Origin of the sequence: Hungatella effluvii (assembly GCF_003201875.1) — a bacterium.
Classification (GTDB): domain Bacteria; phylum Bacillota; class Clostridia; order Lachnospirales; family Lachnospiraceae; genus Hungatella; species Hungatella effluvii.
Genome location: NZ_QJKD01000014.1, coordinates 81,917 through 104,730, shown reverse-complemented (window position 1 = coordinate 104,730; position 22,814 = coordinate 81,917). Strand labels below are relative to the sequence as shown.

The following is a 22,814-nucleotide window of genomic DNA, read 5'->3' as shown; positions in this document are numbered from 1 at the left end:
GTGCTGTGACTGCGTTATCGGTGCAACACTGTACTAGCCAATCGTCAGAGTCAGATCGTGGGCTTCCATGGTGACGAGGCAGCGGTACAGATTGTGCTCCCAGGCCGTTTTCAGGCGCTCGTCAGTGACTGGAATCTCTTCCACGGTGATGGAGGAAGCGCCTTCCACTGTACAGGCAGCCAGATCACCGATTCGGATGGTATTCTGATCAATAACAGGCTTCCCGCAGAACATGAGCGACAGGACGGCCGTACCGCCGTCACCCTCGTAGTGGTCCCTGATGGTGATGGACTTTTCCTTTTCCAGCACTGCGTCCCGTGTGTAGGAACGGATCCGGTCGTCGGGATATGCCTGCCGGATCTCCATGGATATCCGGCAGGCTGTTTTTCCCAGTTCATATCGGACATCCGCGGCGCGGTACTGTTCGCCGGCCTGCTGGACTGTCTCCCTGCCATGGTCCACGAAGGTGGGCAGGTTGTGATACCGGGACTGCATGGTCCAGATATCGTAACGGTCGGGAGAGAAGGTCTTCTTCGTGTAGGTTTCCACACCGGCGTCGATGAAGAGCGGCTTTCCGTCCTTGTAAATGGTGAAGCTGCCGACGTCGTTGTGGTTATGGCTGTCGTCGTTGTCTCCGCCCTTCACGGCGAGATAGAGGCGGCTGTCGCGGGCCATAAAGAGGCCGACGCTTTCATAATAGAGGTCCCGGTGGACGATTACGGGATTCCTGTCATACTGCATCATCTCTTCATGGGAAAATACGGTCTGAAGCCGGTAAAACAGATTGTGCTCGTCCAGGGTGAGCGGGTCTTCACTGTTCTGGTAATCGGAGGCCGCGAACTCCATGAGTGCCTGGTTTCCGGTGCGCTTTCCAAACAGGTATTCCCTGGCATTGCAGCGGCCGGCCACGGGTGAGCAGTCTGCGAAATTGACGTAATAGACCGTATCCACGTGCACATTTAAGATGTAGGAGGCGATATTTCTGATCTTTTCCTGCTCCCAGGCGAAGGAGAAGGCATGATCCGTGATTCCGTTCAGGATTTCAAGGCAGCCGAAGAGGCAGAGCCCTGCGTGACGGTAATACTGGGCGCCCTCATCGCAGCAGCCGTCCTGGCCGTACTCTGCCAGGAAATAGTCGATGCTTCCAGCCGCTTTGGTAAGAATCGCGGTCTGTGTCTCTTTCGGAAGAGGCCGGGTAAAGGCGGAGAGCAGCACGTTCTGGGTGCACCAGACCGTCCAGTTGTTCATATGGCTCTTTCCATCCCCCATCCACCAGAAATGTTCGCCCAGATAGGGCGTGAAGATCCGTGTCTCCAGTTCGTGGTCGATCATGACGGAGAGGAAGGGGCTTACTTCTTTTAATTCGCTGCGCAGCAGGTATTCCGCCACGGCAAGGACGGAAGCGGTCTCGGCGGCGAATAAGTCGATGACGGGCCTTGTGACGTCAGGAAGGGGAAACTGGGGCGTATCACGGATATAGGAGTTGTGTGCCGGAAGCTGCCATGCATTTTCCTCACAGATTAAATAAATGCCGTTGATAATGTCATCGAGGAAGCGGCCCCGGTGTTCTGCACATTCCGCAAGAACCAGGCTGTCTAAAGCGGTCCGTCTGGCGAAGAGCCTGTCCTGGTAGCGGCTTCTGTTTCCGCTGCGTGTAAATTCCATGAAATCCACGGCGGTTAAGGCGGGATATTCGTAGTGGAGATATGCTTCTCCATTTTTTATCAGGCGGGCTTTCAAGTCTTCCGGGAGCTTCTCCCAGCATTCCCTGTCGGCCGCCGGCGGGCAGGGTGTGAAAAGCCTGAGTGAATCCGTGAGAGTTTTTGCTGCTTCTGTAATCATAATGAGTCTCCTTGTTCTCCATCGGGACCGATGGTGTTTTGCTGTATATATTCGCGCGGAGAGATGCCCTCCACTTTTTTAAATACCTTGCTGAAATAAAAGGCGCTTTCAAAGCCCAGCCTGTCCGCCACCTCGTAGATCTTCATGTCCTGCTCTAAGAGCATGCTTTTGGCCTTTGCGATCTTGGCCTGGGAGATATATTCGGAGAAGCCCACTTGACAGTTTTTCTTAAATAAAATGCTCAGATAGTTAGGGCTGAGACCGAAGACGCCGGCTACCTCATTTAAGGAGAGGCGCTCGCTCACGTGGCTGCCTATGTACTTCTGCACGTTGGTGATGACGTGGGCCTTATACGTCTTTCTCTTGGATTTTAGCACCTCGCATAAGCCGTCCCGCAGGATGATCATCCATTCGATGATCTGATCCACACTGGTAAAACGGTAGATGGAACGGTAGCCGTCGCTGTAGGAGGAGAAGATCTCCATCATGTTTTCCTCTCCGTCGGGGAGCAGGGAGAGCGCTAAGTAGAGAATATTACAGGCCCCGTCCACCGCCTGCAGGAAGCGGAGGGGATGCGCCCTGAACAACTCGATGATCTCGGAAAGCGTCCGGTAGAGAACGTCGGTATCGAATTCGTCAAAAGCCTTGGTGATGTCATTTTTAAATACGGCGATGTTGAACGCGTTCTTGACGGACTGGGTGTCGTCCTGGGAAAACTGGACGATCGGAGAGGTACTATTGGTCCGCCCGAAGGCCTGCCTCGCGTCCTGGTAGGATTCGCAGATCTTTAAGGGCTGTTCCACCGGACTGCCGATCCCAGCCAGCACGGTGACATTAAAGTAGTTGTGAACCATTTCCACCGCATTTTTGACCGCGCTATGAAGCTGGGCGCCGTTTAAATCCTCCGGCTTCTGAACGTGGAAAATCACGGCAAAATGCTTCATATCGAGAGAGATGGCGTAGCAGGGAACGTGCTTGTTCAAAATATCCCGGGCCATGGAATAGGTGCTGCTGCAGAGATTCATCAGCTTGGCATGGTCCATGGAGCCGTGGGATTCCTCGCGTATCTCGAACAGGGCGGCGCAGTAGCAGGCGTCCGTGAAGGTCAGCTTCAAATCCTTCGCCTGGAGATGGAACTGTTCTTCCGTGTCAAAGAGATTGTGCAGCAGGCGCAGGATGAATTTATCATAGTAGCTCTGGAGCAGGGGACGGCCGGGGTCTTTGGCCTTTACTACGGCCTGAAGGTTTTCCAGACGGTTTTTCGCCTTCTTCACGGCGTCTGCCAGGGAGTCGGCGCTCAGTTCCAGCTTGATTAAGTAATCGACGGCTTCGTATGTCATGGCCTCCTTGATCAGCTGAAATTCCTCGTAGCTGGTCAGAAAGATGAAGAGAGGAATTCTTCCGTATTTTTCACGGCAGGTCTTTGCAAGCTCCAGCCCGTTCATGATGGGCATGCGGATGTCGGTGATGACGATCTCCGGAGAATATTCCTCAATTAAATCCAGCGCATTGGCGCCGTTCATGGCGGTTCCGCAGATCTCGATTCCGTATTCATCCCAGTTTATCATGGACTTGATTCCGATCTGAACCAGCGGCTCATCATCTACAATCAGTAATTTTATCATAGCAGATCCTCATCTTTCTTCCTTTCAGATTGGTTGATATAAGGGCGTACGATCGTCATGGTCGTGTAGACGCCCGGTTCGCTGACAATGGTGATTCCGTATTCCGGTCCGAAATCGTACTGGATTCTCCGGTTTACGTTGCTGATTCCCACGTGACGGAAGAAATCGGTCTTGTTTTTGCCGGGGTTGTCTTCCTCATGAAGCACGGAATCGATGGTCTCCCGGGTCATGCCGATTCCGTTGTCGGTCACGCTGATCTTCAGCACTTTCTTTCCGTTCACGGCGCCGGATTCGGCGGATACCGTGATGGCACCGGCGGTTCCCTTCGGCTCGATACCGTGGAACAGCGCGTTCTCGATGATTGGCTGCAGGGTGAAACGGTGGATCTCGCAGCCGTAAAGCTCCTCCGATTCGATGTGGTAGTCCATGGTGATGCTTCCGCCGTACCGGTACTGCTGAATAAGGAAATAATCCTTGACGAGATCCAGCTCTTCCCGCAGGGTGACCATGGATGAGGTCCCCTTGGAGACGCTTTTTAACAGTCTGGCGAGAGCCGTCGTCATGTCGGCGATACCGGTGGCGTTCTGGATCGTGGCCATCCATTTGATGGAATTCAGCGTATTGTAGAGGAAATGCGGATTGATCTGGCTTTGCAAAATCTGGTATTCCAGATCTTTTTTCTGTTTTTCATCCGCCACCCGCTTGTCCATCAGGGTTACGATATTTTCCGACATATTGTTGATTCCGCGGCCGATGGAGCCCAGTTCGTGGTTCCATTCGATCTCACTGTCCCTGGAGAAATCTCCGTCTGCGATGGCGTCAATCTTTAAGCTGAGCCGTCTGATGGGCTGGCTGATGATCTTGTTCAAGAGAACGGTCAGCAGACAGCCGAGGGAGATGATGGCTGCGCTGATTCCGACAATCAGCAGGAGGTAGACCACGCGCTGCTGGTTAAACTGCTGCCGGGATAAAACCTGGGAGAGATACCAGCCGTCGGCTCCCTCCACCTCGACAGGACGCCGGACCAGCATCCGTTTTTCTCCATTTGGGGAGACCACGGAAAATACCTGCGTGCCGGAATCCAGTGTGGCAGTGCCGGTCACAGGCTTAAAATCGGTATAGGGCATGGCGGGATCAGACCAGGTGCTGCTGGAGGAACCGTAGGTCTTGTTCCCGATCGTCAAAAACAGCTGGCTGTCGCTGGCCTGAGGATAGGAAGCCAGGTAGTCCGTGAACAGGCGGGAGGAGACCTCCACATAGGTCCAGCCGATGATCTCCAGGCTGTATTCATCATACACGGGGCGCACGATGGGGATGATCTTCTCGTGATTGGCATTGGAGATCGGATCGTCCACCACCCCGATCCATCGAAAGTCGTGGCTTTCAAACAGAGGAGCGAAGAAGCTGCTTTTGCTGACCCGCGCGGCGTCGAAGGAGCTGGAGTAGTTGGCGCTGGTCATGGACTGCAGGAAATTCCCGGTATTGGGAGTGGAGATGATGACACGGGCCATATACTTCTTGCCGCCAGCGCTCCCGGAGGTTATGTATTCCTCATTCAGCCTTTTGTAAGCGGTCAGAGCCAGCGGTCGCAGGCCCTCGGTGTCCTTGGAAGCCGTTGGGAGCTTCGGCTGGTCCTTCAGCCGTTCCAGATAGTGGCCGACCTCGCTGTTGGAGCAGCACCATTTGGTAAAGGTGACGATCTCCTTCATATCCTCCGCCATGTTGCTGCTGACGACGGAAAGGTTGAATTCCGTGGACTGAATCTGGTTTTTCATAAGAAAAGACTGGAATACGGAATAGCAGACCGCCATGGTGATGACTGCGATCAGAACCGTGATCGCCGCCGTTACGGCCATGATTTTTCCGCGGATGGAACTGGGAAGAAATTTCTTTATCATAAGGATGAATTCCTCTCTCTACAGATTTCTATATACAAAATTAGACTATTTATTGTAAATTGTCAATGAAAAATGGAATGGTACTTTACGAAAAACAATGCAATATGTATACAATAGAGAAATTGTATTATTAATCGTAAAAAAATACATTGCCAAGGGGTTTATGAAATAATTGTGAATAAATAATGAATATTTTATGAGATAAAATCCATTCTTTTCAGCCGGCGGTCCGGTTATAATTTAGGCATAGTAAATCACAGACAGATGAGATTTACCAAATTCAAATCAGGAGGGAATACAATGAAAAAAAGAGCATTAAGTCTCGCACTTGCAGGAGTGATGGCAGTTACCACGCTGGCTGGCTGCGGAAGCAGCAGCAAGGAAACAACGGCTGCACCGGAAGGAACAACCACGGAGACGACAACGAAGGCAGAGGCACCGGCGGACACGACGGCAGCGGCCTCTGGAGATAAGACAACTCTTAAGTGGTCTGTCTGGGATATCAGCTCCACGACCTACTACCAGCCGCTCATCGATGAGTTCGAGAAGGCTCACCCGGATGTTACTATTGAAATGGTAGATTTGGGATCCACCGATTACCAGACTGTACTTGCTACAGAGCTTACAGGCAATGGTTCCGACTTCGACGTAGTAACCGTAAAGGACGTTCCAGGCTACATGACCCTGGTGAACAAGGGCGTGCTGGAGCCTCTCGACAGCTACATATCAGATTCCGGCGTGGATCTGGCTCAGTACAAGGGACTTACCGATCAGATCACGGTAGACGGCAAGTTATACGAGCTTCCATTCAGAAATGACTTCTGGGTGCTGTTCTACAACAAGGATGTATTTGACAAGGCAGGAGTTGCCTATCCGACCAACGACATGACATTCGATGAGTATGATAAGCTGGCCAGATCCGTAACCGTCGACACTCCAGGCCAGGAAGTATACGGCGCTCATTACCACACATGGAGATCCGCAGTTCAGCTGTTCGGTATCCTGGATGGAAAGAATACGATTCTGGACGGAAAGTATGAGTTCTTAAAGCCATACTACGACATGGTTCTTGCAGAGCAGGAAGACGGCGTATGCCAGGATTATGCAACCTTAAAGACCAGCGGTCTTCATTACTCCGGCGCATTTGCCCAGGGCAACGTAGCGATGATGAACATGGGAACCTGGTTCATCTCCACACTGATCGAGAAGATCAAAACAGGCGAGTACACAGACTGCACAAACTGGGGAATTGCAAAGTATCCTCATGCTGACGGCGTAGAGGCTGGTTCCACACTGGCAACCATCACCTCCCTCGCAATCCCGACCAACGCGCCTCATAAAGATCTGGCCTGGGAGTTCGTAAACTTCGTAAGCGGAGCAGAAGGTGCAGAAGTTCTCGCAGCAACAGGAACAATCCCGGCTGTTATGACAGATGAAGTAGCGAACCTGGTATCTGCAACGGAAGGCTTCCCGAAGGACGACGAAACCAGTGTAGACGCGTTAAATACTGCAAATCTGTATCTGGAAATGCCGGTACATCCGAAGAGCTCTGAGATTGAGACCGCTCTGAACGAAGCACATGATGCCATCATGACAGGAAGCATGTCTGTCGATGACGGAATCGCACAGATGGATGAGCAGGTAAGCGCTATCCTGGCTGAATAAAAAGCGCAGACAACAATCAGGCAGCATAAAGAGGCGGGCAGAATAAAAGCCCGCCTCATTTAAAGAATCCCCTCTGAATTTGAAACGAATTGTGGAATGGTAAATGGTAAAAAGGAGGAAAAGCCGGTGGCTAAGACATTAACAGAAGCACAGAAAAACGAAAAAATTGCTGCGCTGCTCACAAGGCGTGAGGCTCTGGAGCGCGAGCTTAAAAATACAGAACAGTCACACAAGAGAAACAAACTGATCTCCCAGATCGAGACGACAGAAGAGAAGATTAAGAAGGTGCGCACGGGAGAGCGGTTTACCAGACAGGAAAAGAGGGACATGGTGGCATATTCCTTTATTGCTCCCAACTTCATCGGATTCGCGGTATTTACCCTGGGACCGATCATCTTTGCCTTTGTGCTGGCATTTATGAAATGGGATGGCAACAGCCCCATGGAGTTCGCCGGACTCAAGAATTTTATACAGATGGTTGGAAACGCCAGATTCCGGGCGTCCTTTGTCAATACAATCGTCTACTGTCTTGCGACAGTGCCCTTTACCCTGGCCTGTGCGCTGGGGCTGGCGGTTCTGTTAAATCAGAAGGTCAAGGGACGGAATTTCTTCCGTACCGTCAGCTTCTTCCCCTACGTAGCGTCGCTGGTGGCCGTGGCCGCCGTATGGAACATGCTTTTCAGTCCCCAGAAGAGCGGTCCCATCAACATGATTTTATATCAGTTGGGCGTATCTGCGAAGAGCCTGCCGAAATGGGCGGCCGACCCCCACTGGGTCATGTTCACGATCGTACTGTTTTCCGTATGGAAGAACATGGGCTATTACATGGTCATCTATTTAGCAGGTTTACAGGGAATCAACGCCGAGCTCTATGAGGCGGCCAGCTTAGACGGGGCTAATTCCCTTCAGCGTTTCCGCTACATCACATGGCCGCAGCTGCAGCCGACGACGTTCTTCGTCACGATTATTTTAACGATTAACTGTTTCAAGGTTTACGATATCGTATACATGCTGGCCGGCGGTTCCAACGGCGTTGTCAGCTCCTCAGCCATGGTTCTCGTCTACCATATTTACGAGGAAGCGTTCCGTAACTGGAATCTGGGATATGCCAGCGCGGTCGCCATGGTATTGTTCCTGATGGTCCTTGTCATCACGCTGATCCAGTTCCGTGGTGAGAAGAAGTATGCGAATTAAGGAGGGCAGGTAGAGACATGAAAGTACAAAGCACAAATTATAAGATCAGCCGGGTTATCCTCTATGCAGTCCTGATCGTCTTTGCATTCCTTATGCTGGTACCGTTTGCATGGATGGTGTCAGCTTCATTGAAATTGGATAAGGATGTATTTATCTTCCCGATTCAGTGGATACCGGAGAATCCGAGATGGAAAAACTACATAGATATCTGGACGAAGATTCCTCTTATGAAATTCGTCGTAAATACGGTCAAGATCACTTTAATCGTGACATGTTTACAGCTGCTCACCAGCAGCTTCGCAGCGTATGCATTTGCAAAACTGAATTTCAAGCATAAGAACGGGCTGTTCCTGGCTTATATCGCAACCATCGCTGTTCCGTGGCAGGTATACATGGTTCCGCAGTTCATGATGATGAGAAGCTTCGGACTCAACGATACGCATCTGGCAATCATCTGCCTCCAGGCATTCTCGGCCTTCGGCGTGTTTATGATGAGACAGTTCTACCAGGGAATTCCGGATGAGCTCTGTGAGGCGGCCAGGATCGACGGTATGAACGAGTATCAGATCTGGGCGAAGATCATGCTTCCGCTCTCCAAGCCCGCGCTCTCCACACTGACGATCTTCACCTTCGTCAACACCTGGAATGACTTCTTAGGACCGCTCATCTACTTAAAAACGGAAGCCAAGAAGACCCTTCAGCTGGGATTAAAAATGTTCTTAAGCCAGTACAGCTCTGAATACGGCCTGATCATGGCGGCCTCCGTACTGTCTTTAATTCCGGTTCTGATCGTGTTCCTGACACTGCAGCAGTACTTCGTGGAAGGCATCGCGGCGACTGGCGTAAAGGGCTGATCGGGAAAGGACTGGTTTCGATGGAAGAGATTAAAAATTTCGTGGACAATATTCACAACGAGGCATACAAAAACGCTTATTCCGCTCCCTTAATCGGGGCGGAAAGCCTGATTATGCAGGGAGGGAGAGAGGAAGAGAGTCTGGATGGGCTCTGGAATTTCTCCGTGGACCTATACGATAACTGCCTCCGGGCCAAATGGTTTCTGGAGGAGGAGACGAATGAGGAAGGGCGCGCGGTACCTCTTGACTATGCTTTCGACGATTGGGAGACCGTACCGGTTCCCGGTGTCTTTAATCTCGCAAAACCGGAGTATTTCTACTATGAGGGACCGGCGGTTTACAGCCGCCGGTTTTCTTATGGAAGCCGGGGAAATGAGCGGGTGTTTATCCGGTTTGGAGCGGTGGCCGGTGAGGCGAGGGTGTTCCTAAACGGCTGTTTTCTCGGCGTTCACAGAGGCGGTTCCACGCCTTTCTGCGTGGAGGCGACAGAGAATCTGAAGGAGGGAGCGGATAACCGGCTGATCGTTGTGGCGGATGGGACCAGGCATCAGGCGGATGTGCCTTCGCTTAACACGGACTGGTTTCCGTATGGAGGAATCTACAGGAGCGTAACTCTCGTACGTCTTCCGGAAGTCTTTATTCAGGATATGAAGGTGAGACTGAGCGGAAGAAGAGAGCGGGAAATTACAGTGGAAGCGGTGACCGCCGGCAGTATTTCGCCTGATTATAACGCATTTTTTGAAATACCGGAGATCGGAGTCTGTGAAATCATGGATTTTGGCCCCGACGGAACGGGCCGCCTGAAACTGAAGGTTCCGGAGCTGGAGCTGTGGAGCCCTGAAAATCCCAGGCTCTATACCGCCCGGCTGACTTTATATGACGGGGAGAACCGGGCTTTTGACCGGATCTCGGACCGTGTCGGTTTCCGTACCATTGAGACGGCGGGCCGTTCCATATGCTTGAATGGCAGGCCTCTGTTCCTGCGCGGCGTCTGCCTCCATGAGGACTCCAGAGACCATGGAAAGGCGGTAACGAAGGAGGAGATACGGGAAGCTTTCCGCCTGGCCAGGGAGATGAACTGCAATTTCGTCCGCCTGGCCCATTATCCCCATACGGAATGGGCGGCGCGGCTGGCCGACGAGGAAGGCCTCCTTCTCTGGGAGGAGATTCCCGTGTACTGGTGGATCGACTTTGGGAATCCGGATACCTTTAGACAGGCGAAAAGCCAGCTGAGTGAGATGATGAAACGGGATGCAAACAGGGCAAGCGTCGTCATCTGGTCCGTTGGAAATGAGAATCCGGATACGGATGAGCGGTACCGCTTCATGGCGGACTTAGCGGAGTATGCCAGGCGTTCCGATCCGTCCAGGCTGATCTCCGCGGCCTGTCTGGTGGATACCGTGAATCTGCGGATTGCAGACCGGCTGGAGGCGCATCTGGATGTGATTGGCCTCAATGAATATTACGGCTGGTACGATCCGGACTACACTAAACTGAGCACCATACTGGAACAGTCGGCGCCGGAAAAGCCGGTGATCATCAGTGAATTTGGCGCGGATGGGTCGTTTGCGGCAGAGGAAGCTGAAGCCGGAACCGGAGCAAAAGAGAAGAACGGCAGCAGCGCCGGACGTGTCAGAGGATCAGTGAGGGAACAGGAGGAGATCTATGAAAACCAGATCGCCGTGTTCCGGAGGATTCCGTATATTCAGGGGACAACGCCCTGGATCCTGTTTGATTTCCGTACGCCGAAGCGGCTGGGAAAGTACCAGAAGGGATATAACATCAAGGGACTGATCACAGAGGACAGGAGCCGGAAGAAACCGGCGTTTTATCTGATGCAGAACTACTACGAGGAGGTTTTAAAACATGAATGCGGATACGATCAGACATCTGAATGAAAAGAATGAGCTGTCCGGGGAGGCGTGCCGTCAGGCTATGGATTTTGCCGCCGGACAGGTGAAGGAGAATTTAAAGGAATTTACGCATTCCTTCAAGAAGGCGTACAGCGAGGAGGGCTTCTACCGGCCGACACCTAATGTCAACTGGACGACGGGCTTCTGGACCGGCCAGATATGGCTGGCCTATGAATGGAGCCGGGACGAGGCGTTTAAGGAAGCCGGAGAGATTCAGATCGACAGCTTTTATAAGAGAATCGAGACGAAGGCGGACGTGGACCATCACGACATGGGCTTTCTCTACAGCCCTTCCTGCGTCGCCGGATACAAGCTGACCGGAAGCGGGCAGGGAAGGCGGGCGGCTGTCATGGCGGCGGATCAGCTGATCACCAGATACCATCCGATTGGGGAATTTATCCAGGCGTGGGGGCCGATGGATCAGCCGGAGAACTACCGGTTTATTATCGACTGTCTGCTGAATCTGCCCCTGCTCTATTGGGCGTCGGAGGAGACCGGGGATGCAGAATACCGGGATATCGCGGAGAAGCATATCCATACGGCGATCGCCAATGTCATTCGGGAGGATTACTCCACGTGGCACACCTTTTTCATGAATATGGAGACGGGAGAACCGGATCACGGGGCGACCTGCCAGGGATACCGGGATGGCTCCGCATGGGCCAGAGGCCAGGCGTGGGGCGTCTACGGCACGGCGATGGCTTACCGGTATACGAAGCGGGAAGAGTATATCGGCGATTTTAACCATGTGACAGGATATTTCCTGGACCACCTGCCGGAAGATCTCGTACCGTACTGGGATCTGGAATTTGGAGACGGTTCCGGGGAGCCGCGGGATTCCTCCTCTGCCTCCATCGCCGCCTGCGGAATGCTGGAAATGGCGAAATATTTAAATGGAGAGGATGCAAAATACTACACCTCCATTGCAAAGAAAATCATGAAGTCCGTGGTGGAAAATTACGCGGTAAAGAGCGGGGCGGAATCGAACGGCCTGGTTCTTCACAGCACCTACTCCAAGAAATCTCCGTATAACACGTGTACGCCGGAGGGCGTTGACGAGTGCAACATCTGGGGCGATTACTTCTATATGGAAGCGCTGACGAGACTCTCGAAAGACTGGAACCCATACTGGTAGAGGAGGAAAAAAAGAACATGAGATTAGAGACGAAACAGGATTTCAGGGATTGGATGTTCTACGTCCTGAATCCTTTAAAACCATTATACAGCGAGGGCGGCGCCCGTCTGCATCTGGGAGACAGCGGAGTGACCTATCCGGAGGTCAGCATCGAGATGGAGGCATTTTCCCGGCCGCTGTGGGCCCTGGTTCCCTTCTGGAAGGGCGGTGGAGTAAACGGCGCCTTTGAGGAAATCTATCAGAAGGGGCTTAGGAACGGAACAGACCCGGCGCATCCGGAATACTGGGGCGGTTTTACGGATTATGACCAGAGGTTCGTGGAGATGGCGGCCATTGCAAGCGGGATGATCTTTACGCCGGATAAGGTCTGGGAGCCCCTCGGGGCAAAAGGGCAGAAGCATCTGGCGGACTGGCTTTACGCGATCAACGAGCACATCATACCGGACTGCAACTGGCAGTTTTTTATGATTCTGGTCAATGTGGCTCTTAAGAAAAACGGCTGCCGCTACGACGCAGATAATCTGAAGTCCGGCCTGGATAAGATCGAAAGCTACTATCTGGAAGACGGCTGGTACCGGGACGGCGCGTCGGGGCAGAAGGATTACTATATCTCATTTGCCATGCATTACTACGGGCTTTTGTATTCCGTGGCCATGGCGGATGAGGACCCGGAACGGTGCGCCCGCTTCCGGGAACGGGCCAGAATCTTCGCCGGGGATTTCATCTGCTGGTTCGATGCGGATGGGGCGGCGCTTCCCTATGGAAGGAGCTTATCCTACCGGTTTGGCGAGGCTGCGTTCTGGGCGGCCTACGTATTTGCTGGCCTCGATGACATTCCTGTGGCCGTGGTTAAGGGAATTCTTGCCCGCCATTTGAACTGGTGGTGCGAACAGAAGATCTTTGACCGGGACGGCGTGCTGACCATCGGCTACGCGTATCCGAATTTAATCATGGCAGAGCGCTACAATGCGCCGGGATCGCCGTACTGGGGGATGAAGACGCTCCTGTGTCTGGCGCTTCCGGATGACCACCCGTTCTGGAGCGCACAGGCCGCGCCGCTTCCGGCTCTGCCAGAGGTGAAAATGATGCTTCAGGCTAATATGATCGTACACCGGCGCGGAAGAGATGTGATCGCCTACCCGGCCGGAGTCTGTGAGAAATACGGCCACGGCCATGTGCCGGAGAAATACTCCAAGTTCGCGTATTCCACGAAATTCGGGTTTTCCGTGGCGCGCAGCCAGATCGTGCTCCATGAGAATGCGCCGGATTCTGCTCTGGCCTTCGTGATTGACGGCGATGATTACGTGTTTGTCAGGAAGGTAAGCGAATCGTACCACATCTTTGCGGACCGGGTAGTCAGCGACTGGCAGCCATTTCCGGGAATCCGGGTGACTTCGGTCGTGGTGCCGACGGAGTATGGCCATATGCGGATCCATGAGGTGGAGAGTGACTACAACTGCATGGCCTATGACTGTGGTTTTGCCGTGGAGAAGTTTACAGAAGGGTATGGAGAGTCGGCAGAAGGAAAGACGGCCGCCGTGGTCTGGAAGAAACAGGGCTGTACTGTATCCGGCGAAGGGCCGGAAGCGGTCGGCATCGTGATCGGAGCCGATCCCAATACGAATGTGCTTTATGCCAATGCGTCTATCCCTGCGGTTGCCTATAAGATCCGCAAGGGAGAAAAGGTGCGGATGGAGACGAGGGTGGAAACTTTTGTGAAAGAAGAATAATAGCGGCCGCAGCATCAGCGATAGGAATCCGCTGATGCTGCGGCCATGTTTTTTGTGGGTAAGTCAGAAATTAATTCAGCACGTCCCAGGTGATATCCCCATCCTTCATGAAATCCGGATGGATGATTCGGGCATAATGTTCTCCAAATCGGTGCTTTTCCATTAGATCGGTCATGCACCGTTCTGCCCAGTCAAAGGTCTTTTTGACGAATTTTTCCTCATCCAGGTCGAGAAATTCCCCGTCCCGGCGAAGGAACTTCCCATCCACCATGGTTTCGCTGGTGGTCGTCCCGGCGCAGTTCCGGGTAAAGAGGAAATAGAGAAGTTCAGGACTGGCCTCCAGGAGGCTGGTGCAAAGGGGAAGCAGATGAGGCGCTTTCTTTAAATCAATGGTAATGATATCCGCCTTCTTGCCCGGCTCGATGGAACCGATCTCCTGATCGAGGCCGTATGCGCGGGCGCTTCCCATAGTGGCTGCATAAAATGGGGCCTGATAGGGGAGAACCCGTTCAGCCCGCGGCATGATGTTGTGCACGATGAGCATCAGCTTCATGGCCGACATAGCGTCGAGGGAGCCGTAATCGCTTCCGAGTCCGACATTGATCCCCTTTTTCAGCATGTAGGGAACGTAGGCGCAGTTTCCACAGTTGGTGCCGTTGATATCGGGATTATGTATGATGGAAGCGCCGGTCCCGGCGATGGCCTCGATCTCCGGTTCTCGGAGCATGGAGCCGTGGAAGAGCACGCTGCGGGAGGTGATCAGTCCCTTTTTCATGTAGTGGGAGAAGGCGCCGCCGTCGTCTCTCCACATCTCGTCAGCCCGTTCCGCGGCGTTCTGAAATTCCCAGAAATGGGTGACGAACCGGGTGTCATACTGCTCCGCCAGCTCCAGCGCGCCGTCCATCAGCTTTTCCATACAGTCCCACAGGTCATGAATATGTACGGCCACCGACATGCGGCGCTTTGGATTGTGGTAATGTTCAATACAGGATTTTGTCTTTTCCAGCGCCTGCTTCCAGTTCAGGGGATCTGAATCCAGGCGGAAGGAGGAAGCCATCTGAGGAGCCAGAATGCCGCGTATGCCGCTGGTATCCATGGCCTCATAGGCAGTGTCCGGCAGGATGGTGCTGTTCTCCACGGTCGTAGTTCCGTGTTTTAATGCGTTGATGGCCGAAGTCATGGTGATGTCGTACAGGCTTTCCGGCGTCAGCCATCCATAGGGATCGTGTATGGTGGTGAGCATGTGGTCCGAGATGTGGCTGTAATCGAAGGGAAACGCCCTGGAAATATTCATGAGCGTGTTGCACAGATGATTGTGGCCATCCACCAGCCCCGGCATAACAAGCTTATCCGTACAGTCGATGACGGTGGACAAGCTTTTCTCCGGATGCTGTTCGTAATACTCTTTTTCAGTCCCCAGAAACAGAATCCTGTCATCTTCCACAGCAACGGAATGGCTGGTGGAGACAGACTTCGGATCGGCTCCGGCAAATAGAAATTTGCAGTTCTTAAACAGAGTGACTCCCATGAAACACCTCCTTATGCGAGCGCTACGAGATAGTAGAGCAGGGGAACCGCGATGATATAGATGGCAGGATGCAGCTCCTTTGCTTTACCGGCAGCGAGTTTGGTAATGACGCAGGTAATGATGCCCAGGGTCAGTCCCGTGGCAATATTGTAGGTATAGGCGGTTCCCATCACGGAGGCGAAGGCAGGCATATACTCCGTGAAATCAGAGTAGTCCAGCTTCTCCATGCAGGTGAGCATGCCTAAGCCGATGGTGATCAGAGCGGCCGAGGATACGCTGTTTGGAACCATCAGGGCGACCGGGGTAAAGAACAGGGCAAGTCCCAGACAGATGGCACAGCCCACGGCGGTCAGTCCGGTTCTTCCTCCGGCTTCCACTCCGGCGGCGGACTGGGCGTATATGGTGACCGTGTTGGTTCCCATGACAGTACCGACGCAGGTGCCTACGGCGTCAACGATAAAGGGCTTCTTGATATCCGGGAAGTTGCCCTCCTCATCCAGTAAGTTGGCCTTGGAGCCGATGCCGAACAGATTGCCGACAGTGGAGAAAAAGTCTCCCATGAAGAAGGCGAGAATAAACGGCACATAGACGAGTTTTAAGGCTCCCAGGATATCCAGCTTAAATGCAACCGGAGCCATGGAGGGCGGCATACTGATCAAATGGCTGGGAACGGTGGTAAGCCCCATGGGGATGCCGATTACGGTTCCGATGACCATGGCCAGCAGGAGACCGGATTTCATCTTTCTGGAGGTGAAGGCCAGGATAAGCAGCAGGGTGATTCCGGCCAGAATGATTTCCGGGCTGTGTAAATCTCCCAGCTTTAAAAAGCCGGAATCATTGATGCGGATCAGCTTGACATTGGACATACCGGTCGCCGTGATAAACATACCGACCGCCGCGCCCATGGTGATCTTAAGTCCCTTCGGTATGACCTTTACCACCATTTCACGGATGTTGCATACGCTGATGATGACGAAGATGACACCGGAGATAAAATTCATTCCCAGCGCGACCTGCCAGGTGGCGATGCCGGCTCCGACGATGGAGTAGGCGATCAGCGCGTTGCTGCCCATGGCTGTGGCGAGGACAAAGGGGATGTTGCAGTATAAGCCGCAGATCAGGGTGAATATCATGGCGCTGACGATAGTGACCGTGGCCATGGCCCCTTTGTCCATTCCGCAGCTGGCCATGATGGAGGGATGGACTGCAATTAAGAAAGCGAGTGTCATGAAGGAGGTCGCTCCGGCTACCAGTTCCGTCCGGACGGTGGTTCCACGTTCTTTTAAATGAAAAAAGGAATCTAAAGCTTCGTTTAGTTGATTCATGATTTTATCCTTTCTGATGCTGTAAAAGAGTGATGTAACGTAAAAAAATCAGAAAATTCGCGAAAATTCTGTTGATTTAGTTTCAGGATAGATCGAATACATGAAAAAGTCAATGAAATAAAGAGAATAACATTATTTTCTGTACAATATAACAAAAAATAGAAGGGGAAGGAGGCAAAAACTGTAGAAAGAGAAAAGTGGTATTACCACTTCGGAAAAAATGGTATTACCACTTTTCGGAATGCATAAAAATAGAGGCGGAAATGGTGAAACATGTTAGGAAGTCTTTCCTGAATTTTCAGTTTATGGTATACTATACCACGAACGGCGGCAGGAGAAGAGTGGAGGCGCACAGTGGGGCAGGAGAGCAGTTTAAAGCAGCAGGTAAAAAAGAAGTTGATGGAGTACATCCAGTCTATGGACCTGGAAAAGGGAAACAGGCTTCCTTCTGAAGAAAAGTTAAGCACCATGTTTGGGGTGAGCCGGGTCACCATCCGGTCGGTGCTTAAGGAGCTGGAGATGGAAGGGCGTATATTTTCCAGGCATGGGAGCGGAACGTATGTTAATCCCATGGCAAGAAGGATCGCCTTTAACCTGGCCGTTCCCGAGTTGTATGAGAACATCATACGCAAGGGCGGAAGGACGCCCGGTGTGCGGGTGGAAGGCGTCATCACGGAGGCGGCCGGGGAAGAAGCCGTCTCATCGCTTGGCGTGTCATTGGGGGAGACCATAGTTGCCGTAAAGAAGACATTTTTTGCGGGAGACAGGTTTTCCATGTACTGTATCGATCATTTCCCGAAGGAGCAGCTTACCAGGGAGCAGATGCAGAGCTTCTTTAACCCGGAGCTGTCCATATTCGATTATCTTTACCGGTACAAGGGAAGGAAGGCGATGTGGGATACCATGAGAATCCAGACTGTGACCAACTGGCAGTTTCCGGAGATCAACGGGCCGGCCGGCTTAAGCGGGGATGAGTGTCACCCGTTTCTTCTTCTGAAGGGCATTAATTACGATAAGACAGATACGCCGTTTGTCTATTCTCATACCTACGTTGACACGGAGGTAATCGAGTATAACATGATACGGAAGAAGGCCTATAAATACGAACCCTTTTATTGATTTTATGATTTCAGTATTGTATAATATGAAATACTATTTACAAAAAATGGCAGAACCGGAGGGCGGGACATGATGTGGCTGAATAAAAAGAAGAATTTAAAGGCTTCTTATTATCACACGTTTCTCGCCCTTATTGTCATCCCCATTCTGCTTATCATCATCATTTCTATCGCTGTCATCCGCACGATGATGGTCGATTCCGCGACCCGCAACATTAAGCGCGCCCAGGATAACATCATTGCCACGCTGGGCGGCGAGGTAAAGGATGTCTCTCTGCGGCTGTCCCATTTCGTCTATGTCAATGACAATGAAATCATGAAAATTGCGGCAATGACCGATACACAGGACTTTGCGAAGCGGTACAGTGCAACTCTTATGCTGTCGGAATCCTTTAACTTTGCAATGGTTCCGGTGCAGGATATTCTGTCTGCCATCTTTTATATGAAAGATGGAGAATCTACTTATATGAAAGATGATATTATTCTGCCGGACGAGGAGATTAAGGCGGCGCCCTGGTATCAGCAGGCTCTGAACGATAAAAACATGGTGAAGGTCGGCTTTTACGACAGAAACGTGACGACTTCAAGAAAGGCTCATACGCTGACCATTGTGGCCGGACTATCACCGGGGATCGACGTGGACCGCGATAATGTGGTGGAGATGGCTGCCCTGTTTGCCTCATCCCAGGCGGGAAACCTGATTAAGGAATACAACAAAGAGAAGCTGATGGGGATCACCATGCTTTTAAATTCCGATGGTACCCCGGTATTCGATGTGAACGAAGGCATGCGCTTCTTTATCCCGGAGATTATCTCAGGGGGAGAGAAGGAACTGCACCATAAGCTGAACGGAAAGAACTACGTTTACGTCATTTCTGAGGAACCGGTAACGGGGCTCCTTGCCGTCAGCGTGGTCGATTCCGAGCTGCTGACCCGGGATTTCAACCGGATCGCCGCTGTGATTGTAGCGGTTACTGTCGTCTTATTTGGATTGTTCTATATATTTTCCAGTTACTTTTTAAAGAATATCATCGATCCTATCCATAACACGGTGGAAGGGATGAAGCTGGTGGAAGAGGGCAGGCTGGATGTCCATGTGATTCCGGTGGGACAGGCTGAGCTGCGTGTCATGATCCATTCCTTCAACCGCATGACAAGGCGGCTGAAGCAGCTGATTCAGGAGAATAAAGAGGAGCAGCAGCAGAAGCACGAGGCTGAGATCCGGGCTCTGCAGTCGCAGATCAACCCCCATTTTCTGGTGAATTCTTTAAATTCCATCCGTTTTATCGCTCAGGTGTCCAGATATGAGGCGATTGCCAGGATGGCGGAGGCATTAATCAAGATTTTGTCCTGCTCGTTCCGGAGCAATGTGGGTTTTTACCCTTTAAATGAGGAACTTGAGGTGCTGGACAGCTTTATTTACCTCATGAAGATCCGGTACTCTGACGGTTTCGAGATCGAATATGAGATCGGGGAAGACTGCGGACAATGCATGGTTCCGAGACTGATTCTTCAGCCGATTGTTGAAAATTCCATTGTTCACGGTTTCTCCGGGGTGGAGGAGGAGCTGGGGATGATTACGGTGAAGGCCCGTCTTGAAGACGGATATCTGTACATAACGGTCCATGATAACGGAAGGGGGATGACGGAAGAGGAGATCCGCCGGCTCCTATCCAACGAAACCGCAGGAAATGAAGATTATGTGAGTATCGGAGTGACCAATGTCAACACGCGCCTTGTCCTGAACTATGGAGGGGAATGCGCACTTCAGATCCGGAGTAAAGAAGGGGAGTATACGGAGACGGTTCTGCGGATACCGGCGGGAAAGAAGGAAGAGGCGGCGGAGAGGAAAGAGGCGGCGGAATTAGATAAGTAGGCTTCGCAGTTGGGAGGAGTATAGATGAGGAAGGTATTAATTGTAGACGATGACACTATCATTCGAATTACCCTTCGTTCTCTCATTAACTGGGAGGAGATGGGCTTTCAGATAGTGGCTGATGCCATCCATGGCGAGGCGGCGCTGGCATATTTAAAGGATCACACGGTGGATTTAATTATCAGTGACATGAAGATGCCGGTTCTCGACGGGATCGGGCTTTTGGAGGCGGTCAGCCATTTTGCCGTTATGCCGAAGGTCCTGGTACTCAGCGGTTACGATGATTTTAAACTGGTTCGGGATGCTTTTCGGCTCGGCGCCTGCGATTATCTGCTCAAGGCAGACTTAAACGGGGAACTGCTGAGAAACATGCTGGAAGGGCTGAGCAAGGAATGGGCAAATGAAGATGAGGCCGGAAGAGCGTCTGCCGCGGAAGAAGGCCGGGAAAAGATATCCGATTCTGAGCGCCTGACCGCCATGGCCATGGGAAAATGCGGGCTGGATGAGGCATTCTTTGACGGAGACTACCTGGTCGTGCAGTTTGAGATCGATGAATTTCAGAAGCACGCCGGAAGATTTGCCGGTGACTTTGAAGGAAAACTCATAAAGCCCCTGCTGGAGTTCGCAGCTCAGATTCCACGGGTTGTCTCCCGGTGCGTGCTGGGGACGATCTCGCCCTCCCGCTATGTGATGCTCTACCGGATCCTGGATGGCGGCCAGTACCAGGCCAACGCGGTCTCCACCTGCAGACAGCTGTGCAGCGTCTGGAATAATTTCTTAAACCTTCCTGTTTCCGCAGGTATCAGCAGTAAGGGAAACGGGGCGGGAGATTTCCACGCCAGGTTCGAGGAAGCAGGCGGATGGCTCTCCCTTCACTGGCTGAAGGGAAAGGCGGCTGTGTGCAGCCCGTGGGAGAAGGGAAGCGTGGATTATCTGGCGGCAAAGGACGCCTTCGTACGGTATAAACGTCTGACGGTGGGGCTGTTGACCGCGGATGAGATGGCGGTTTCGGAGGAGAAGCAGAAGCTTATTGCGGCGTTTTACCGGAGTGGGCTCTCCTCGGCAAAGCAGGAGCTTCTCTACCTCATCTGTAATCTGGCCTGGATTCTGAACGAGAGCCATGACGATATCGGCGCGTTGTTTGCTGAAAAGGTGAACTATTACGAGAAGATCGGACGCCTTGAGGAGATGGGGAGTCTGGAGCTGTGGCTCAACAATTATTTCCGGTGGGTGATGGATTACGCGGCTCACCAGAACGACCGCCGCCAGGCGGATATGATGAGCCGTGCAAAGCATTTTATTATGGATAATTACGCCAATCCGGAGCTGACACTGGGAAGCGTGGCGGGGTATGTGGGGTTAAATGAGAAATACTTCAGCTCAAGATTTACGAAGGAGGAAGGGATGACCTTCAGCAACTACTTAACGGAAGTGAGGATCCGGAAGGCGAGGGAACTGATGGAGCAGACCGATTTGAAAATTTATGAGATCAGCCAGAGCGTGGGGTACAACAGTGTGGAACATTTTACAAGGGTATTTAAAAAGATCTGCCAGGTCAGTCCGGGAGCTTACCGAAAATAAAGACCTAACGATATATCAAGTTTTCAAACCTTAGTTCATGGAGATGCGTGGAAGAAAATGGTAAACTTTAACCATCAACAAACTAGGGAGGTAAGAAACATGAAGAAACAGATTGCGGCATTAGGACTTTGCGCGGCTATGGTGGTGGGATCAGCGACAGGCTGCTCCACTGCATCCTCGAAAGAGACAGAAAAGGCATCGGCAGCCGACACGACAACGGCAGCAGGCGGACAGGCGGATACAACGGCGGCTCCTGAGACAGAGGCGGCTAAGGCAGATTTAAAGGGAAACCTGGTATTTGCCATCTGGGACAACAACCTGATGGACTATATTGATCAGAACGACATGGTAGGCAAGTTCCAGGAGAAGTATCCGGATGCGGAAATCGAAGTGGAGAAGATCAAGGATGATTCTGAGTACTGGAACGCCATGAAGATGCGTACTTCTGCCAACCAGCTTCCGGACGTCATGTTCAACAAGCCGTTTACCTTATCGAGATTCAAAGATTATCTGGTTGATTTATCGGATCTGGAAGCATCAAAGAATAACGAACTGGCAGCAGGCTACGCCATGGACGGCAAGATCCTGGGCGTTCCGCTGACGGCAGGCTATGAATATGTATTTTACTGGAAAGATATGTTTAAAGAGGCCGGAGTGACGGTGCCGACTACATGGAGTGAATTCGAGCAGACGGCCCAGACACTTCAGGATTACTATGGAAAAGACAACCCGGATTTCATGGCAATCGCCCTCGGTGCGAAGGACGAATGGCCGGATTATCCTTATATGGAATTTATGCCTGCATTAGAGGGGGGCAACGGTCAGAACTGGAACGACATGGCGAAAACCGACGCGCCGTTTGCAGAAGGCACGGATATCAACAAGGCCTATACGAAGGTCAATGAACTTTTCAATATGAACGTGTTTGGAAAAGATCCTCTCGGCATGGGCAACGATCAGGTAACAGCGCTGTTCGCACAGAAAAAAGCGGCGATCCTGGCTCTCGGAGACTGGGGCTTACAGAACATTCAGACCGGTACGGACGACTACTCCGAACTGGGAACCTTCTATCTTCCGGTCAGAAATACCACCGATGATCCGTTCCGCGTGATCGTACAGGGCGACTCCTTCATGGGCGTGACGACTCACAGCAAGAATCCGGAACTGGCAAAGGCATTTGTGGAGTGGTTTTACAGTGAAGACTGGTATCCGGGATATATTAACTATGTAACCAGCGCCTCCTCCATGACGAATTTCCCGAAGGAAAAAGATCCGATCCTGGCAGAAGCAGACGCGCTGCAGCCAGATATGGAACTGGTTATGTACGACGGCGGCGGAGATGATTTCCAGGCAGTTCAGAATGAGATCGCCTTCGATTACAAGAAACTGGGAGCTCAGATGTTTACGGAAGGTTTTGATTTAAAGACGGAACTCGATACTTTAAATACAAAATGGGCGGAAGCAAGAACAAAACTTGGAATTAAATAAGACTCTGTAACAGGGGATGGGGTTCCGTACAGACGCCCCATC

15 protein-coding genes are annotated in these 22,814 nt (G+C 52.0%); 10 read left to right on the top strand and 5 right to left on the bottom strand.

Annotated features, from left to right (window positions below):
- Positions 1-33: 33 nt before the first annotated feature.
- Genes DFR60_RS22770 through DFR60_RS22760 form a run of 3 tightly spaced genes read right to left on the bottom strand, consistent with a single transcriptional unit; the run spans position 34 to position 5,365 of the window.
- Positions 34-1,842, bottom strand: a complete 1,809-nt coding sequence (locus DFR60_RS22770; protein WP_110324943.1) for a heparinase II/III domain-containing protein — start codon at positions 1,840-1,842, stop codon at positions 34-36.
- Positions 1,839-3,467 (bottom strand): response regulator, encoded by a 1,629-nt coding sequence (locus DFR60_RS22765; protein ID WP_110324942.1) that lies wholly within the window; start codon positions 3,465-3,467, stop codon positions 1,839-1,841. Before DFR60_RS22765 ends, DFR60_RS22770 begins: the two co-directional genes overlap by 4 nt.
- The gene (locus tag DFR60_RS22760) at positions 3,464-5,365 is read right to left on the bottom strand and encodes a sensor histidine kinase (RefSeq protein WP_110324941.1); all 1,902 of its coding nucleotides are present in this window, start codon (positions 5,363-5,365) and stop codon (positions 3,464-3,466) included. Before DFR60_RS22760 ends, DFR60_RS22765 begins: the two co-directional genes overlap by 4 nt.
- A gap of 300 nt (positions 5,366-5,665) precedes the next feature.
- Here DFR60_RS22760 and DFR60_RS22755 point away from each other — a divergent pair, with 300 nt between their 5' ends.
- The 6 genes from DFR60_RS22755 to DFR60_RS22730 all read left to right on the top strand — a co-directional run bounded on the left by DFR60_RS22755 (position 5,666) and on the right by DFR60_RS22730 (position 13,856).
- Positions 5,666-7,030, top strand: coding sequence for an ABC transporter substrate-binding protein (locus DFR60_RS22755; protein WP_110324940.1), 1,365 nt, complete (start codon positions 5,666-5,668; stop codon positions 7,028-7,030).
- 126 nt (positions 7,031-7,156) lie between these two features.
- Positions 7,157-8,224 carry a carbohydrate ABC transporter permease gene (locus tag DFR60_RS22750; RefSeq protein ID WP_243005156.1) on the top strand — a complete coding sequence of 356 codons (1,068 nt, stop codon included), beginning with the start codon at positions 7,157-7,159 and terminating at the stop codon, positions 8,222-8,224.
- Between the two features lie 17 nt (positions 8,225-8,241).
- Entirely contained in the window at positions 8,242-9,078 is an 837-nt protein-coding gene (locus tag DFR60_RS22745; RefSeq protein WP_002600040.1) for a carbohydrate ABC transporter permease, read from the top strand.
- A 20-nt stretch (positions 9,079-9,098) separates the two neighbouring features.
- Positions 9,099-10,976 carry a glycoside hydrolase family 2 protein gene (locus tag DFR60_RS22740; protein ID WP_110324939.1) on the top strand — a complete coding sequence of 626 codons (1,878 nt, stop codon included), beginning with the start codon at positions 9,099-9,101 and terminating at the stop codon, positions 10,974-10,976.
- The gene (locus DFR60_RS22735) at positions 10,945-12,126 is read left to right on the top strand and encodes a glycoside hydrolase family 88 protein (RefSeq protein ID WP_110324938.1); all 1,182 of its coding nucleotides are present in this window, start codon (positions 10,945-10,947) and stop codon (positions 12,124-12,126) included. The genes DFR60_RS22740 and DFR60_RS22735 overlap by 32 nt, the downstream gene beginning before the upstream one ends.
- A gap of 17 nt (positions 12,127-12,143) precedes the next feature.
- On the top strand, positions 12,144-13,856 hold the full coding sequence (locus DFR60_RS22730; protein ID WP_110324937.1) for a DUF2264 domain-containing protein: 1,713 nt from the start codon (positions 12,144-12,146) through the stop codon (positions 13,854-13,856).
- 70 nt (positions 13,857-13,926) lie between these two features.
- Here DFR60_RS22730 and DFR60_RS22725 read toward each other — a convergent pair whose 3' ends face one another.
- Both DFR60_RS22725 and DFR60_RS22720 read right to left on the bottom strand, forming a co-directional pair.
- Positions 13,927-15,384, bottom strand: coding sequence for an amidohydrolase family protein (locus DFR60_RS22725; RefSeq protein ID WP_110324936.1), 1,458 nt, complete (start codon positions 15,382-15,384; stop codon positions 13,927-13,929).
- 11 nt (positions 15,385-15,395) lie between these two features.
- Positions 15,396-16,709 carry an NCS2 family permease gene (locus DFR60_RS22720; RefSeq protein ID WP_110324935.1) on the bottom strand — a complete coding sequence of 438 codons (1,314 nt, stop codon included), beginning with the start codon at positions 16,707-16,709 and terminating at the stop codon, positions 15,396-15,398.
- Between the two features lie 354 nt (positions 16,710-17,063).
- On the opposite strand from DFR60_RS22720, the gene DFR60_RS22715 reads away from it, so the two are divergent.
- The 4 genes from DFR60_RS22715 to DFR60_RS22700 all read left to right on the top strand — a co-directional run bounded on the left by DFR60_RS22715 (position 17,064) and on the right by DFR60_RS22700 (position 22,772).
- Positions 17,064-17,828 (top strand): GntR family transcriptional regulator, encoded by a 765-nt coding sequence (locus tag DFR60_RS22715; protein ID WP_110324934.1) that lies wholly within the window; start codon positions 17,064-17,066, stop codon positions 17,826-17,828.
- Between the two features lie 69 nt (positions 17,829-17,897).
- Positions 17,898-19,703, top strand: coding sequence for a sensor histidine kinase (locus tag DFR60_RS22710; RefSeq protein ID WP_110324933.1), 1,806 nt, complete (start codon positions 17,898-17,900; stop codon positions 19,701-19,703).
- A gap of 24 nt (positions 19,704-19,727) precedes the next feature.
- Positions 19,728-21,284 (top strand): response regulator transcription factor, encoded by a 1,557-nt coding sequence (locus DFR60_RS22705; protein ID WP_110324932.1) that lies wholly within the window; start codon positions 19,728-19,730, stop codon positions 21,282-21,284.
- 99 nt (positions 21,285-21,383) lie between these two features.
- Positions 21,384-22,772: an ABC transporter substrate-binding protein gene (locus DFR60_RS22700; RefSeq protein ID WP_110324931.1), complete on the top strand. Its 1,389-nt coding sequence runs from the start codon at positions 21,384-21,386 to the stop codon at positions 22,770-22,772.
- Positions 22,773-22,814: the final 42 nt, after the last annotated feature.